The organism is Kordiimonas sp., assembly GCF_048260245.1.
GTDB lineage: Bacteria > Pseudomonadota > Alphaproteobacteria > Sphingomonadales > Kordiimonadaceae > Kordiimonas.
This window is the reverse complement of the sequence record NZ_JBLXGZ010000002.1, coordinates 124,788-139,214: the sequence shown is the minus strand read 5'-3', so window position 1 is coordinate 139,214 and position 14,427 is coordinate 124,788. Positions and strand designations below refer to the sequence as shown.

Genomic DNA, 14,427 nt, shown 5'->3' with positions numbered 1-14,427 from the left:
ATTAAAATTCCTTCGAAACAGAAACACCATAGGTGCGCGGCGCGCCATAGACACGGTATCCATACCCAAGCGCCAGTTGGTTAACCCCTTGCGTGACATAACGCTTGTTGCCAAGATTTCGGCCCCACAGGGCAATCGCCCAGCCGTCGTTGCTCGACACAATCAAACGACTGTTAAACACCCAATATGCATCGCTCGCGATCAAGGGATCATTCAGTGAATCCCTGTACATGGCACCGGCGTACCGCGCCTCGGCCTGCACATTCAATGCCCAGTCTCCGGTCAGTTCGTGCCGGTAATCAACGCCCAGGGTGCTGCTTACATCTGCAGCATTGGGTAACTCGTTCCCAGCAGGCACCACCCCTGCCGAGGAAGAAAACGCGCCAAGACGGGTATCCAGAAGCCCAAGCGCCGCAGACAACGTCAAACCCTCAACCCAGGCGGGGCGCCACGACGCCGTTAGGTCGGCACCGTATATCTCGGCCTCGTCAACATTGCCCAAACGCTGGATCGGCAAACCGCCGCTTTCGTCGCGGATAAAGGTCTGCACATCCTGATAATCATAGTAAAAAAGCGAGGTGCTGACATCGAAGGATCGCGCGCGGTATTTCGCCCCCACTTCATAAGCAATCAGCGTCTCGGGGCTGTAGGGCTTCAACTGTCCCGGATTGGTCGCGACCCCCGAAAAAAAACCGCCGCTTTTGGTGCCTTTGGAGACACTGGCATACACCAGTGTGTTTTCCGCAAGGGACCAGTTCAGCCCCAGTTTCCAGGACCAGTTTTTATCGCTGATGGCCATATCAATTGCCGCGAGGGTAACGGGGCCCATGCCATATGGAGCCATAGACAACCCGCTGCCCGGCGCCAGGCTGACAAGATCGATATTCTCGCCCGTGTTTTGCCGACGCTCCCACGTATAGCGAAGCCCGGCAATCACGGTAAGCGTGTCGGTGAGACGATAGTCAACATTCCCAAAACCCGCCGCTGACTTGGAGGTCTGGTCCCACAAAGTCAGCGTCGTTGTGTTAAACAAATCCTGCAAGTTGCCATCATAACGCCCCACAACATCGTCGACCGAATAGAAAACACCTGTGATCCAGGAGGCATTGCCGGTGTCACCCGCAATCCGCACCTCCTGCGAAAACTGCTGTATATCATCCCTTTCGATAAAATCTGTCTGCCGGAACGGTGTGCCGTCCGTGTCTGCGCCCCACTGGCGTTCAAAATCAATAAAGCCGGATACGGAAGTCAGCGTGACCTCACCAAGCATCGCCTCAAGACGCAACGTGGCAGAAAGCTGATCAACATTATAGGTTGGGTCTACCGACCAGTCCCCGGTGTAGGGATCACCATCGGAATCAGAATAGCCGAGAAAATCGGTACACTGCTGCGAGCCGGGACAGCTGGCCGAACCATTTGGCAGGGCACCGAAAAATTCACCTGCCCCCACTTCGGAGCGGGTGCGCTGGCCTTCCAGTTTGAGCAACGCTTCAAAATTTTCCGTCGGCGTCCAAAGTGTCTGCAGCCGCCCCAGGGTGACATCCCGCTCGCCCACATCGTCCTGTTCGGAAAGATCATGGAAAAAACCCTTTGCCTGATCAATCTTCTTCGCGCTCAGCCTGACGGCAAACTCCTCCGTGACCGGCAAGTTTGCCATGGCTTCGATATCAAGCGTATTATAGTTGCCGTATCCGGCAGCGACACGGCCAGAAAAAGCATCGGTGCTTGGCCGCGCTGAGATAACGTTTACCGCACCGGCGGTCGAATTGCGGCCATAAAGGGTACCCTGTGGCCCGCGCATGACCTCAAGCCGTTCGAGGTCAAAAAAGTCCGTGTTCATGAGCGCCAGAGAACTTAAATATACCTCATCAACATAAACCCCGGCTGAGGGGCTGTTTGTCGCGCTGAAATCATTGAGGCCAACCCCCCGAATGGTGACAACCGGCAGTACGCCGGGGCTGTTGTCCTTCACGTCCACATTGGCCAGCTGGCCAACAAGATCGGTGATTTGCTCGATACGGCGCTGCTGGATGTCACCGGCCGAAACCGCGTTAACCGTCGCGCCGACATCAAGAATACTTTGTGACCGCTTGTTTGCTGTCACTACAATTTCTTCAAAAACAGCCTCACCCGCAGCGGCTGCCCCTTGGGCTTCCGCTGGGGCCTGAGCCGACGCGGCACCATAACCACAACCTGTACTGAGGCCACACACAAAAAGCGCACGAACAATCGTGCCAGAATATACAGACATATTTTCCTCCCGGGCTTCCCTTCCCATACCAACATCTTTTTTCGACGATTGGGTATGAATACATATATATTTGTTTTTAAAAGAGTCAATATTTCAACGATTGGGTATGTCGGGCGTTGCGGGATTCGCAAAAATGGGCTAGGTGCGGGTAAAGGCTGGCTAGAAATGAAGAAAACCACAGAAATCAAGGCCCGACGCGGCCGACCACCGGTCAGGGGCCCCCGCCAACGGGCAGCACTTCTGAGTGCTGTCGCGCAGAAAATCAACACCGATGGCGCCGGCGCCGTCAGCCTGACAGATCTCTGTTCCCGCCTCGGGTTATCCCGCAGCTCGCTGTATTATTACTGTCGGGATGCAAACGACCTCGTGTTCCAGACATATCAGGACACGTGCCGCCGTATCGCCGGCCACATCGACTGGGCGAAAGGTCTGAAGGCTCCGGCGGACGAACAACTGTCGCAGCTCATCAGACGTGTCTTGCTGGATGACCGGACTTCGGTCGCCGCTCTCAATGATATCGATGTGCTGCCGGTACCGCACAAACAACAGATTATTGCGGAAGCGGATAAAAACGCGACGTCCCTAGCCGATTTGCTCAAGAGCGGTCAAGACAAGGGGATCTTTCGTCCATTCGATGCGCACCTTGTTGCGCGGCTTGTTCTGAATGTTTTGTCATGGGCCCTTGTGTCACTGCGCTGGCTCAACCGCCGCGTCGATGAGCCAAGCCAGACGCGGTATGTTGAGGCGATGACAGACATGCTGCTGAACGGGATTGTCAAGGCAGACGACAAACCACAGCCCTGCAAACTTGAGTATGACCACCTGACAAGCCAGCCTTTCAATGCCTTTGACAAGACACAAACCGCAGAGCTGAAAGCCACACAGATCATCGCGGCAGCATCCCGGCTGTTCAACCTGCGTGGTCTTGGCGGCGTAAGGCTGGAAGATGTCAGCGCGGACATTGGCACCAGCAAGGGGGCCATATACCACCATTTCAGGGACAAGACGGACCTGATTGAGCGGTGTTACGATCGCGCTTTCGATATATATGACCTTATCATGCAGACCGGTAACCGCGAGGGGCGAACACCGCTGGACCGTGCTTTTCTGGTTATCCACCTCAACGCGCAGGCGCAGTTAAGCACGCTGCCGCCGCTTGCTCTGCAGCCCGGCCTTGGCAAACTGAACGGCAAAAAGCGTATCGAATATAACTGCCGGGCCGAACAACTGGATGACACCAGCCAGCGCAACATCGAAGAAGGCATCGCAAACGGCATTTTTCGCGCATCTCTTGCCGAATATGCCCCCAGCATCGCCGCTGGTTATTTTCTGGGCCTGCCCAGGATCGCACCCGACACTCTTTCCGCGCGCCAGATGGCCGACTTTATCGCCGACATCGCCTTGTACGGCCTGCGATAAACACGCACGCGTGCGCGACCGGGACAAACACCAAACACCGAAGGAAGCGCCTATGACAGACCGGGAAGACGACTACGCCGCCGCAATCGTCATCGGCGCCAGTGGCGGAATCGGCCGCGCTCTTGCTGACCTGCTTGACAAGCGATGGACCAGAGGCCCGGTTTTGCGCCTGTCTCGAAACCTTTGCAAGGACGCGGAACAGAGTTACGGTTCATCGAAAATCGATATTACCGATGAAGCCTCTGTGGCCGCTGCTGCCGCCAGCTTAAAAGTACGGGACATTACCCCCGGACTGATTTTTGTCGCGACAGGTGTTTTACAGCATGGCCCCGTCAAAGCAGAGAAAAGCCTGCGCGACCTGGATCCGGTGGCAATGCAGCAAACCTTGATGACGAACACGATCGGCCCGGCCCTCGTGATGAAGCATTTCCTGCCGCTGCTACCCCGTAAGCACCGCTCTGTTTTCGCGGCACTTTCCGCACGGGTTGGCAGCATCGGCGACAACCGCCTCGGTGGCTGGTATAGCTACCGCGCGTCCAAAGCAGCGCTGAACCAGCTTGTGCATACGGCCGCAATAGAGCTCAAACGCAGAGCTCCAAAGGCAATTTGTGTCGCTGTTCATCCCGGCACGGTAGACACAGCGCTCACCCGCGCTTTCACCAAAACCGGGCTTGAGGTGCAAACACCCGCAACCGCAGCCGGTCGCATTCTCAGCGTGCTGGAGGGCCTTACACCCGAACAGTCTGGCTGCTTTTTCGATCACCTGGGTAAAAAAGTGGAATGGTAAACCAGCCTGACGTAAACGATGGGCTTAGAGCTGGTCAAACATGATCAGGTTTCCGTCCGGGTCTTTTGCCATGACATGGCACGGGCCATCTTCCCCTTTGGCGCCAACATCGACATTATAACCGGCATCCTTCAGCGCCTTCTCCGCTGCACGGGCATCTGCGGGGTTGAAGGTCAGGATATTATCCTCAAACATACCTTCAAAAAGACCGATCCGCGTGGTGCCGCTGGCCATGAAAAGCCACTTTTCCTCCTCAGAGCCGCATTCTGCCGCGAAGCCCAGAGCTTCGTAAAATTGCCGCGACGCCTTCAGGTTCTTAACCGCGAGGCTCACCGAAAATGTACCCAAGTTCATTTTATACCTCCCTCTCTATAATCTAGCCTGCCGCCGTCATGGCCAGATGCGGGCTCATGCGGCGGTAAATCAGGGCTTCTGCAACATGATCGCTGCTCACGCCAGTTGCACCCTCAAGGTCGGCCAGTGTCCGTGCTACGCGCAATACCCGGTGATAGCCGCGCGCCGAAAGCCGCATGCGGTCGGTTGCGCGCTCCATCAGTGTTTTGCCGCTATCATCCAGTTTCACCGCTGCTTCAAGAATTTTACCGTCAGCGCGGGCATTAACCCGCACCGCGTCGGGCGCGCCAAGCGCCTTATACCGCCGGGCCTGTATTTCCCGCGCAGCAAGCACCCGCACAGCGACGTCAGCCGAACTTTCTGACGGGGTGGGTAAAGTGAGGTCCGCGGCAGACACCGCCGGCACGTCCACATGCAGGTCCATACGGTCATAAAGCGGCCCGGAAATTTTTGACTGGTAATCAAGTGCGCACTTGGGCGCACGGCCACACGCCATCGCCGGGTCATCCAGATAACCACAGCGGCAGGGGTTCATGGCAGCAATCATCTGGAACCGGGCCGGATACACCACATGGGCCTGCACCCTCGCCACGGCCGCCTCCCCGCTTTCCATCGGTTGCCGGAGCGCTTCCAGCGCGTTTCTGGCAAATTCAGGCAGTTCGTCAAGGAACAGAACCCCGTTATGGGCCAGCGATACCTCACCCGGTTTTGCCTTCTGGCCACCGCCGACAAGCGCGGGCTGGCTGGCACTATGATGCGGTGACCGAAAGGGTCGTGCCCGGCTGATGCGACCATCCTTAAGCAGCCCCGCCACCGAAGCAATCATGCTGGTCTCCAACGCTTCCTCAGCGCTCAGGGGCGGCAGAATGGACGGCAGCCGTGCCGCCAGCATCGACTTGCCTGATCCCGGCGGCCCGCACATCAACATATTGTGGCCCCCCGCTGCCGCCACCTCAAGCGCGCGCTTGGCGGTCTCCTGCCCCTTGATATCCGCAAAATCAGGCAGGTCGCTCAGGTCGGCCTCAGGCTTCAGTTCGGGTGCAGGTAATGTCTGGTTACCTCGAAAATGGTTGATAAGCGCCAAAAGGCTCTCTGCCGCCAGTATTTCAGTACCACCCGCCCATGCGGCTTCTGCGCCCACAGCATAGGGGCAAATGAAGCTGGCGTTCAGGGCACTGGCGTGGATAGCAGCAGGCAGCGCGCCGATAACAGCACGAATACTGCCGTCCAGCCCCAGCTCCCCCATTACCACACTGCCTTCAAGCGCATCGCTTGGCAGTACATTCATTGCCACCAGGGTGGCCAGCGCAATGGGAAGATCATAATGCGAGCCTTCCTTGGGCAGGTCAGCCGGTGAGAGGTTGACGGTGATGCGCTCGGCAGGCAGCGAAAGCCCGATGGCCGACAAGGCAGCGCGTACCCGCTCCCGCGCTTCAGAGACCGCCTTGTCCGGCAAGCCAACCACCGTGAAAGACGGCAGGCCGGAGGAGATCAGCACCTGAACCTCCACGGGGCACGCCTCGATGCCCTCAAACGCCACTGTCCGCACTGATGCAACCATAAAGACCCCGCCTTCTCCGCCTTGCTGGTAAATCTAGAACAAAAAGGCAACAATTGCCACACGAAATGCGCCAGCGCATTGCCTGAAAGGTCCCATCGCACTTGTCCGGCGCGCAGCGAAACGCGGCGGCACAAACTTGCCCAGGGTCAAAATGCAGCTATTAGTTTATTTTTACACCAAAAAATGTTTTAGCCCTGACTGTAAACTGATATGTTTCCGTAAGCATGACTTGCAGGACCGCTGGAATGACCGCGATACGCAAAGCAGGCTGGTCAACAGAGTGAGGTATGGAGTTCTTTTTTAGGAATATATATATGAGCAACTGGACACCACTGACACCTCCGCCCGCACCCTCCGGTATCAGCATCTTTCCTGACACCCCCGAAAAGCAGACCCTTTGCAGCTATGGCCTTCTGGATAAGCTGAGTTTCACATATGGTTTTTTGGTCGGCTTGACCGTAACGGTGAATGCGCAGTGGTTGAAAATTGTCGAGGGCACGTCGCAGCCATCCTCACCGTTTAGCCAAAGCGTGAGCGTGACAAGGGGCACCTCTACAACAAACACCGATACCCATAAATTTTCAGCCAGCCTTGGTGTTGCCGACAGCCTGTTCAGCGTCGGTGCCAGTATTTCAGAATCCATTTCCAATACAGTGACGTTCAGCGAATCTGTGACCGACAGCATCACCTTCACCATCAGCAATGACACGGCGCCGGTGTCCGCCGTCTGGTGGCAGCTGCAATATAGCTTTGACCTGAGCGGTGGCATTGCCGGTAACTGGCCCAAAAGTTGGGCGCCAACCGCACCGTTCACATCGACAATTTCCGTTCTTCACCGGGAATATGCATCAAGCGAATGGATATCGGGCAGCAACTGATCATCACTGGCCCCCGACCGAAAGGGTGAAAAATGACCGCAAACACTATTCCGTGGACCAAACTTCCAACACCGCCGCCCGGCATATCGGCGCTGTATGATTTTCCAGATACGCCCCTGATCACTCAGGTAGCGTACATTCCCATCCCGCCACAAACAACTACACCGCCCTATATGACCGGCATGCAAATAACCGTAACCGCCCAGTGGCTAAAACTGCTTGCTGTAAGCTGCAGCCCCAGTACACCTTTCAGTAAAAGCATCACCGTCACCAAAGGCACAAGCAGCAGCACAACAACCACGGAGTCTTTTTCCGCCAGCCTCGGCGTGGCTGGAAAACTGGGTTCTATCAGTGCAAAATTGTCAGATATGACATCGCAGACGATCACCTTTACCAAGTCCGAGACGATAGAGACCACATTTGCCGTCAATCCCAAAAAGCATCAAACAGCAGTTGTGTGGTGGCAACCGGTCTATACCTATCACCTGCGCGGCGTGCAGATATATCACCCAGGCAGTTCGTTCCCGAAGACCGTGCCAATCAATGCCACCATTGTTCACTATCATCAGGAATATGTGGGGGTGCAATTCCCCGAAACGTCAAGCGTCAGTTCCAGCAAGATTGCCAGCTTTGTGGAAATAACCGGATAGGCTGGCTTTACCCCGCACGCGGCTGGTCGCTCAGAAACGCAAGCAGTTGATCCAGCTCGCGGTCGTTCAGGCGGCCAATACGCCGCGCCAGCAGGTTCGCGGCGCGGGTGGCGCGTTCGTCCATGCCGGACGTGTCGATCGTGACCTTGGGTTTGGACAGGCGCGCCAGTTCCTGCAACTGTTCGGCATCGTCCCATATAAGGCCAAAATACTGGATGATTTTTTGCAGGAACGCCCATGAAGGCGTGCCGCGTTTGCCATGTTCAAGCGCTGACAGATAGGCCGGGCTGACATCAAGTGCCGCAGCCAGTTCGGCCTGTGTAATGCCCTGCCGGTCACGGAGCTGCCTGAGTTTTTCACCAAAAGGGGTCATGGCTATGGCTTCCTCCGGCTTCCCGGCAGGCGCCGCCTGAGGATGACATAAAGCGCCCCGTCGCCACCGTGCTCTGCCGAGGCAGTGCCGTAGGACTGAATGAAGGGTTTCAGTTCAGGCCCCTCAAGCCACAGGGGCACCATGCGCCTGAGTACCCCACCATGCTGGTCAAAGTCACCGCGCGTACGGTAGGCGGCAGGTGTCGCGTCAAGCTGGCTGAACCGCTTGCCGCCTTTTCCGGTGACTACCAGCAAGGTTTTATCACCCCGCCTGATAGCTCCCTCAATGGTGTGCTGCAGTTTGGCAAAAGCGCGGTCCTGTGTCATGCCGTGCAAATCGATGGAGCGGTCAACCTCCTGCCTGCCGGTGGCGATCTGGCGCTGCATACGGCGGTCGATACGCGCGCTGGGCTGTGCGGCGGGTCGGGTGTGCCATTCCATCGGCAGGCTGCGGGGCTCATCGGCGACGCGCACCCGTGGCCGGGGGGGTAATTCAGGCGCTTCTGGTCGGCCACCAAGCGGGGTCACGCTTTCTGTCACCTTACGCCATATCTCACGGTCCCGGCCCGAGAGCGGGTCTTTTTTCCTAGCCACCGGCCCTGTCCTCAAGCAGGCGGGTCGCCAGTGGTTTTGGCAACAGAACCCAGTAACGGCCCCGGTTCGCCATACGGCCCGCTATCTCCTCGGCCTCGTCACCAAAACCCCAGAATACATCGCCGCGAATTTCGCCCCTGATCGCGCCGCCGGTGTCCTGGGCGACCATCAGCCGGTTGAGCGGCAGAGCGTCGCCGCTGCGGCTCGCCGGGTCTGGATAGCTGGCAGACAGCCAAACCGGCACATGCAGCGACAGGTGGTTACGGTCGACAGCAAGCGAACGTCCAGCCGTCAGGGCCACATTGGCCGAGCCAAAGGGCCCGTCACCGTCTTCAAGCAGACGGAAAAACACATAAGAAGCGTTGCTGTTCAGGAGCGCGGCGGCCCGGTCCGGGTTCTCGCTTAGCCAGGTGCGGATCGCCTGCATTGACATTTTTTCGCGCGGGACCTCGCCCTCGGCGATAAGCTGACGGCCAACCGCCGTATAGGTATGACCGTTCTGGCTGGAATAACCCACACGCACAAGGCGGCCATCATCCATCAGTACGCGGCCCGACCCCTGAATATGCAGGAAAAAGGCGTCAACCGGGTCATCAACCCACAACAGTTCAAGCTCACGGCCGTCAATCGCGCCGGAACTGATCGCCTCGCGGTCATAATAGGGCACCAGCCGGTCGCCCTTGAGCTTTCCTGCAATGCGGCGGCCCTTCAGGTCAGGGCGAAACGCACCAAGGTCAACACTCACAAGCTCTGGCGGTTTCATGTGAAGCGGCACCTGATAACGCTCGCTCTGGTGTTCGCTGCCCTGCAGCAGGGTTTCATAATACCCGGTGAACATGCCGCGGGTTTCACCGCCGAGGGAGACCTCAAGCGGCTGGAAGGCTTCCTCGAAAAATCTGCGCAGGTCGTCGTTTGGGCCAGCGGTCAGGATATGCGCGCATACTTCCGCCCAATCCGCCATCGTGCCGCCAAGGGCAGCGCCGGGCAAACGCCGCGCATCGGGCTGACGTTTCATGCTTTCGCAGCTTTTCCTGAGCGCAGGCAAGGCGTCTGCCAAGGTATCCGTCTGCCAGCCAGGCAAGGCGATAAACGGCACCGGACGAAAACTCAGCCCCGCTGGTTTGCGGCTGAGCAGCAAAAGCGCCGCCACAATAGGCAGCGCCATAAGGGCAATGAAGCCAATATATTTGAAGGCACGCCCGGCCATGGTCAGCCCGCGCGGGTGGCGACAAGAATCCAGTTTGGATCACGCGAGCGGGTGTCACGTGCGAAGGTCCAGCGGTCATTTACTTCAACCGCGTCCGACAGGTCGCCCTCAATGAGGTTACCGTCTGCATCTTTGGTCACAGCAACAATTTCGGCGGTGAAATGCACGGTCAGTTCCGCTGTACGGTCAAGAAGCTGAGCATTGATAATTTCGGCCTTGTCGACGTCAATCAGCCGGTTCTCGACCTTATAGCCATTCTGCTCCCGTGCGTCGATCGCAGAGGTGAATTGCTGCAGGACAGACGCGTCCAGAAAATCCTTGAGCGTTTCCCGGTCACCTGCCCAGAATGCTTCAAGGATCATCCCGTAAGCCGCAGTTGCACCTTCCATGAAGGTTGGCACATCGAACCTTGAATCGGCACGGCGAATATCCTGATAGGCTTTTCTGAGCGCCGGGTTTTCCTCCATTTCGATCACGTTATTCTCGCTTGGCGCGCTGTCTTCGCCATCGTCAGCGCGCACCGTCACACGACCCGTGTTGGCCGACGGACGGGGGGCAGCAGGGGGCAATGGTTCATTGCCCGTTTTTTTGCCAAGTTCCGAGCGTAACCTCAGAATAATGAAACCGGCCAACATGGCGAGAAGAATGATATCCAGCATGACTTACAGAAGTCCGATCGTCCTGAAATATTAAAAGACTTGGCCACCCGCTATTGAACGAGCCGCCTCACATGCCCTTATAGATAGGTGGAAATGAGAGAAAGAACAAGGAATGCCCTTAATCATATTGTTGTTAATTTTGGCCGTACCCGTTGTTGAATTGTCGATCCTGATCGATATTGGCGGCGAGATCGGCGCTTTCCCCACGGTCGCGCTGTGTCTGTTGACCGCTGGTGTCGGCCTCACGATCGTGCGCCAGCAGGGGCTTGCAACCCTGCAAAGCATTCAAAAACAGGACCAGCGTATCGGCACCAGCATTGTACACGGCTTTTTCCTTGCCCTTGCCGGTGTGTTCCTACTGATCCCCGGCTTTGTAACCGATATTATCGGTGGCCTTCTGCTTGTTCCGCCGCTCAGGCTGTGGCTTGGCCGCGGTATCGCGCGCTGGGTCACGGTCCACAAGGCGGACACCATGCAGCGCGGCAATATTGTCATTGAAGGGGAATTCTGGTCGGCCGAAGAAAACAGAGCCCCAAGCGAGACCCTCCCCCATGAAGAGCGAGACCGTGAGAGCAAGGGCACAGACAAGCCCGAAAATTAGGAAAACCGCCAACTCCGGCGCAATTGTTTATTGTTCATCTGTTGAAACCGTGCTAGCCGTTTGCCCCAGATTCGCCAACCCAGGTGGTTTGGGGGGGTGGCAGACAATTAAAGAGTGAAAAAATGGCTGATAATGAATTTGGTAACGACCAAACGCCAGTAGGCGGCCCGGCACCAGCTGGTGCTGAAGGCCCGCAGGCTGGCGTCATTGCACAATATGTAAAAGACCTGTCGTTTGAGAACCCGAACGCCCCGGCAAGCCTTCAGGCTCTCGCTGGCGCCAAGCCCGCCATTGACGTCAATGTCAATGTCGGCGTTCGCAAGATGAACGACGAAGTTTACGAGGTTGAGCTGAAAATCTCCGCGAAAGCTACCGCGCCGGCACAAGAAGGTGGCGAACAGGTGGCTTTTGTTGTTGAGCTTGCTTATGGCTCCCTCTACGGCATTCGCAACGTACCCGAGGACGCGCTGAAGCCGTTCCTTCTGGTGCAAGCACCAATGATGATGTTCCCGTTTGCGCGCCGCATTATTGCAGACGCAAGCCGTGACGGCGGTTTCCCGCCGCTCCTTCTGGAGCCAATCAACTTCGAAGCGCTTTACCGTGCTCAGGCACAGGAAGCGCAACAAGCCGGGGCAGCTAACGCTGACTCGGTGAGTTCCGAAGACCCTGCCCCGATTAATCTCAATTAATCAGGCAGTAAATTTCCGAAATGCAGGCCGGCTGATGGGTTTATCTCATCAGCCGGTTTTCGTTTGGGAGGGGGTTATTCGGCAAATGCACCCGCCCGCCCGCGGCGGCGTTCCAGCCGGTCCGACATACGGGTCTTGACGGCGTCGACAATCTCCGGCTCCGCCACATCAGGGTGGCCGCAATTGAACGGTGGCTCGGGGTTATATTCCGTGCCCAGCTGGATCATCTTTGCGACACGGTCGCCCTTCAGTTCGGCAACAACCGTCAGCGCAAAGTCAATACCCGCCGTCACACCGCCCCCGGTAATACGGTTGCGGTCCTTGACCACCCGGCCCCTGGTTGGCACCGCGCCGAAATGCGACAGCAGGTCCACGGATGTCCAGTGTGACGTTGCTTTATAGCCCTTGAGCAAGCCAGCAGCCCCCAGAATCAGCGATCCTGTGCATACAGAAGTGACATAACTTGCCTGCACGCCCTGACGGCGCAGGAAGGCAAGGGTAGTCTCATCATCAAACAGCAGGTCCACATGCGGGCCACCGGGCACACACAGGACATCAACGTCCGGGCAAGCCTCAAGTGTTGTAGTCGGCAGCAGGCGCAGGCCAGTATCCGCTTTCACCGGCTCAAGGGTTTTAGCAGCAAGATGTATCTGCGTATCCGGCACTTGGGAGAAAACCTCGAATGGCCCGGCAAAATCCAGCTGGGTCATCTCTGGAAACAGGTAAAAACCGATGGTCAGGCTCATGATCTTATCCTCGTTGTTCATGATCGGATGGGTGCCGCCATCCTGCCCTTGATCAGCTTTGGCGGATATGACATATTATTATTAATTTCTGCCAAACAGATATGTCGGGGAGCAGTAATGTCTGACGTAAGCACCAAGAGGCTGGTTATCCTGTGTTTTGACAACGGCCAGATCCTTGACGTTACCGGCCCAGCACAGGTTTTTGCATCCGTAAACAAAGCCTATGGCGGTCTAGCCTATGATATCATCCTTGCCAGTGCAAACGGTACGTCCACCCGCATGTGCTGCGGTATCGCGCTGGATACGGTGCCCTATACTGATATTCGCGGTCCCATACACAGCTTCATCGTCGCCGGTGGTGACGGTGTCCGCGCTGCAGTGGCGGACGAAGCACTGGTGGCCTGGGTAAGAGAGACGGCTAAACGTGCCGAGCGTGTGGCCAGTGTCTGCTCAGGCGCTTTCCTGCTTGCCGCCGCCGGCCTGTTGGATAACAGGCGAGCCGCGACACACTGGAACTCGGCCCGCGCCCTCGCGCGCCTTTACCCTAAGGTGAAAGTGGACCCGGACGCCCTTTATATAGCGGATGGCCCGGTCTGGACCTCCGCCGGGGTGACAGCAGGTATCGACATGAGCCTTGCGATGGTCGAGCGCGACCATGGCCGCAGTCTCGCGATGGAGATCGCCCGCCGCCTTGTGGTCTATGCACGCAGGCCCGGATACCAGAGCCAGTTCAGCGCGCTTCTGGAAGGGCAGAGCAAAGGCACTGGCCTTGTCGCCAAAGCCACTGAATGGATGGCCAGCCATATAGATGGGGCTATCACCGTGGCAGATATCGCCAATGCGGCGGGCATGAGCGAACGCAGCTTCCACCGCAAATTTGTCGCTGAAATGGGGGTGACCCCGGCACGCTATCTGGAGCGTCTCAGGCTCGACAGCGCCCGCGCGCTGCTGGAACAACCGGACATCCCGGTCAAAACCGTGGCCGCGTCCTCGGGGTTTGGCTCATCTGGCAGGCTTATTCAGGTGTTTGAAAAACGTTTTGGCCTGACGCCCGGCGCCTACCGCAAACTGCACGGCGCGTCCGCAGCCTAGCTTTTTAGCCACCCCTGCCATTCGGGGTGCGCCACCACAAGGTCCGCCACAAAGCCATAGCCAGCTGCCCCCGGATGCGCGCCATCGTTTGCCAGCGCTTCCCTGTGCCAGACATCCGCAGCATTCACATCATCGAAGATGTTCACATATGGTGTCCTGTGGATACGGGTGAAGGTGATGAGCTGGCGGGCCATTTCGCCAATACGGTTGGTGGCTGCCCGGTCACCTGCCACCGGCAAGGGGCTGACAAATAAAACAGGCCACTTTTTGCCCGCCTCGGCCATAATGGACTTGGCGTTCTTCAGCCGGTCCACCTGCCCTACGGTAATGCGTTTGTGGTCTGTCAGCAGGCAATCATTGGCACCAAAAGAGAAAACCAGCCGGTCGAGGTTAGCGCCCTCAGCCTCAGCGCGCCAGCGCCTGAGCACATCCGTGCTGGTGTCGCCGCCAATGCCCAAATTTACCGCGGTAAACCCGCCCCGCTCGGCCACGCGGCCCACCCAGCCTTTGCCGTCCGGCTCGCCCATGCCTGCGATAAAGCTGTCACCAAAAAAGCCAATGCGCATC

16 protein-coding genes are annotated in these 14,427 nt (G+C 57.5%); 7 read left to right on the top strand and 9 right to left on the bottom strand.

The window, feature by feature from the left end; genetic code table 11:
- Position 1: 1 nt before the first annotated feature.
- The gene (locus tag ACN0VM_RS02055; protein WP_417449166.1) at positions 2-2,251 is read right to left on the bottom strand and encodes a TonB-dependent receptor; all 2,250 of its coding nucleotides are present in this window, start codon (positions 2,249-2,251) and stop codon (positions 2-4) included.
- Between the two features lie 165 nt (positions 2,252-2,416).
- Here ACN0VM_RS02055 and ACN0VM_RS02050 point away from each other — a divergent pair, with 165 nt between their 5' ends.
- Together ACN0VM_RS02050 and ACN0VM_RS02045 are read left to right on the top strand one after the other, a co-directional pair.
- Positions 2,417-3,670 (top strand): TetR/AcrR family transcriptional regulator, encoded by a 1,254-nt coding sequence (locus ACN0VM_RS02050; protein ID WP_417449165.1) that lies wholly within the window; start codon positions 2,417-2,419, stop codon positions 3,668-3,670.
- Between the two features lie 52 nt (positions 3,671-3,722).
- Complete coding sequence (locus ACN0VM_RS02045) at positions 3,723-4,457, top strand: SDR family NAD(P)-dependent oxidoreductase (protein WP_417449164.1); 735 nt, start codon at positions 3,723-3,725, stop codon at positions 4,455-4,457.
- A gap of 24 nt (positions 4,458-4,481) precedes the next feature.
- On the opposite strand, the gene ACN0VM_RS02040 is transcribed toward ACN0VM_RS02045, so the two are convergent.
- Both ACN0VM_RS02040 and ACN0VM_RS02035 read right to left on the bottom strand, forming a co-directional pair.
- Positions 4,482-4,811, bottom strand: a complete 330-nt coding sequence (locus ACN0VM_RS02040; protein WP_417449163.1) for a VOC family protein — start codon at positions 4,809-4,811, stop codon at positions 4,482-4,484.
- A 22-nt stretch (positions 4,812-4,833) separates the two neighbouring features.
- Positions 4,834-6,372 (bottom strand): YifB family Mg chelatase-like AAA ATPase, encoded by a 1,539-nt coding sequence (locus ACN0VM_RS02035; protein ID WP_417449162.1) that lies wholly within the window; start codon positions 6,370-6,372, stop codon positions 4,834-4,836.
- Positions 6,373-6,686: 314 nt separating this feature from the next.
- Here ACN0VM_RS02035 and ACN0VM_RS02030 point away from each other — a divergent pair, with 314 nt between their 5' ends.
- Together ACN0VM_RS02030 and ACN0VM_RS02025 are read left to right on the top strand one after the other, a co-directional pair.
- The gene (locus ACN0VM_RS02030; protein WP_417449161.1) at positions 6,687-7,250 is read left to right on the top strand and encodes a hypothetical protein; all 564 of its coding nucleotides are present in this window, start codon (positions 6,687-6,689) and stop codon (positions 7,248-7,250) included.
- 32 nt (positions 7,251-7,282) lie between these two features.
- Positions 7,283-7,900 (top strand): hypothetical protein, encoded by a 618-nt coding sequence (locus ACN0VM_RS02025; RefSeq protein ID WP_417449160.1) that lies wholly within the window; start codon positions 7,283-7,285, stop codon positions 7,898-7,900.
- Between the two features lie 7 nt (positions 7,901-7,907).
- Here ACN0VM_RS02025 and ACN0VM_RS02020 read toward each other — a convergent pair whose 3' ends face one another.
- The 4 genes from ACN0VM_RS02020 to ACN0VM_RS02005 are packed head-to-tail and all read right to left on the bottom strand — an operon-like array spanning position 7,908 to position 10,732.
- Complete coding sequence (locus tag ACN0VM_RS02020; protein ID WP_417449159.1) at positions 7,908-8,273, bottom strand: helix-turn-helix domain-containing protein; 366 nt, start codon at positions 8,271-8,273, stop codon at positions 7,908-7,910.
- 2 nt (positions 8,274-8,275) lie between these two features.
- Positions 8,276-8,866, bottom strand: coding sequence for a Smr/MutS family protein (locus ACN0VM_RS02015; RefSeq protein ID WP_417449158.1), 591 nt, complete (start codon positions 8,864-8,866; stop codon positions 8,276-8,278).
- The gene (locus ACN0VM_RS02010; protein ID WP_417449157.1) at positions 8,859-10,073 is read right to left on the bottom strand and encodes a murein transglycosylase A; all 1,215 of its coding nucleotides are present in this window, start codon (positions 10,071-10,073) and stop codon (positions 8,859-8,861) included. Before ACN0VM_RS02010 ends, ACN0VM_RS02015 begins: the two co-directional genes overlap by 8 nt.
- 2 nt (positions 10,074-10,075) lie before the next feature.
- Positions 10,076-10,732: a Tim44/TimA family putative adaptor protein gene (locus tag ACN0VM_RS02005; protein ID WP_417449156.1), complete on the bottom strand. Its 657-nt coding sequence runs from the start codon at positions 10,730-10,732 to the stop codon at positions 10,076-10,078.
- Positions 10,733-10,844: 112 nt separating this feature from the next.
- On the opposite strand from ACN0VM_RS02005, the gene ACN0VM_RS02000 reads away from it, so the two are divergent.
- Together ACN0VM_RS02000 and secB are read left to right on the top strand one after the other, a co-directional pair.
- A complete protein-coding gene (locus tag ACN0VM_RS02000) occupies positions 10,845-11,333 on the top strand; it encodes an FxsA family protein (protein ID WP_417449155.1) in 489 nt (162 codons plus the stop codon).
- A gap of 122 nt (positions 11,334-11,455) precedes the next feature.
- Positions 11,456-12,022: a protein-export chaperone SecB gene (secB, locus tag ACN0VM_RS01995; protein ID WP_417449154.1), complete on the top strand. Its 567-nt coding sequence runs from the start codon at positions 11,456-11,458 to the stop codon at positions 12,020-12,022.
- Positions 12,023-12,096: 74 nt separating this feature from the next.
- Here the strand turns inward: secB and ACN0VM_RS01990 are convergent, their stop codons facing one another.
- On the bottom strand, positions 12,097-12,768 hold the full coding sequence (locus ACN0VM_RS01990; protein ID WP_417449153.1) for a DJ-1/PfpI family protein: 672 nt from the start codon (positions 12,766-12,768) through the stop codon (positions 12,097-12,099).
- A 117-nt stretch (positions 12,769-12,885) separates the two neighbouring features.
- Here ACN0VM_RS01990 and ACN0VM_RS01985 point away from each other — a divergent pair, with 117 nt between their 5' ends.
- Positions 12,886-13,860, top strand: coding sequence for a GlxA family transcriptional regulator (locus ACN0VM_RS01985; protein WP_417449152.1), 975 nt, complete (start codon positions 12,886-12,888; stop codon positions 13,858-13,860).
- On the opposite strand, the gene ACN0VM_RS01980 is transcribed toward ACN0VM_RS01985, so the two are convergent.
- Complete coding sequence (locus ACN0VM_RS01980; RefSeq protein ID WP_417449151.1) at positions 13,857-14,426, bottom strand: GDSL-type esterase/lipase family protein; 570 nt, start codon at positions 14,424-14,426, stop codon at positions 13,857-13,859. The two genes, ACN0VM_RS01985 and ACN0VM_RS01980, sit on opposite strands and share 4 nt — an antisense overlap.
- Position 14,427: the final 1 nt, after the last annotated feature.

Coding starts and splice junctions, on each gene's coding strand:
- secB (WP_417449154.1), top strand. CDS start 11,456: ATGGCTGATAATGAATTTGGTAACGACCAAACGCCAGTAGGCGGCCCG.
- ACN0VM_RS02055 (WP_417449166.1), bottom strand. CDS start 2,251: ATGTCTGTATATTCTGGCACGATTGTTCGTGCGCTTTTTGTGTGTGGC.
- ACN0VM_RS01980 (WP_417449151.1), bottom strand. CDS start 14,426: ATGCGCATTGGCTTTTTTGGTGACAGCTTTATCGCAGGCATGGGCGAG.
- ACN0VM_RS01985 (WP_417449152.1), top strand. CDS start 12,886: ATGTCTGACGTAAGCACCAAGAGGCTGGTTATCCTGTGTTTTGACAAC.
- ACN0VM_RS02020 (WP_417449159.1), bottom strand. CDS start 8,273: ATGACCCCTTTTGGTGAAAAACTCAGGCAGCTCCGTGACCGGCAGGGC.
- ACN0VM_RS02050 (WP_417449165.1), top strand. CDS start 2,417: ATGAAGAAAACCACAGAAATCAAGGCCCGACGCGGCCGACCACCGGTC.
- ACN0VM_RS02025 (WP_417449160.1), top strand. CDS start 7,283: ATGACCGCAAACACTATTCCGTGGACCAAACTTCCAACACCGCCGCCC.
- ACN0VM_RS02035 (WP_417449162.1), bottom strand. CDS start 6,372: ATGGTTGCATCAGTGCGGACAGTGGCGTTTGAGGGCATCGAGGCGTGC.
- ACN0VM_RS02045 (WP_417449164.1), top strand. CDS start 3,723: ATGACAGACCGGGAAGACGACTACGCCGCCGCAATCGTCATCGGCGCC.
- ACN0VM_RS02030 (WP_417449161.1), top strand. CDS start 6,687: ATGAGCAACTGGACACCACTGACACCTCCGCCCGCACCCTCCGGTATC.
- ACN0VM_RS02005 (WP_417449156.1), bottom strand. CDS start 10,732: ATGCTGGATATCATTCTTCTCGCCATGTTGGCCGGTTTCATTATTCTG.
- ACN0VM_RS02010 (WP_417449157.1), bottom strand. CDS start 10,073: ATGGCCGGGCGTGCCTTCAAATATATTGGCTTCATTGCCCTTATGGCG.
- ACN0VM_RS01990 (WP_417449153.1), bottom strand. CDS start 12,768: ATGAGCCTGACCATCGGTTTTTACCTGTTTCCAGAGATGACCCAGCTG.
- ACN0VM_RS02040 (WP_417449163.1), bottom strand. CDS start 4,811: ATGAACTTGGGTACATTTTCGGTGAGCCTCGCGGTTAAGAACCTGAAG.
- ACN0VM_RS02000 (WP_417449155.1), top strand. CDS start 10,845: ATGCCCTTAATCATATTGTTGTTAATTTTGGCCGTACCCGTTGTTGAA.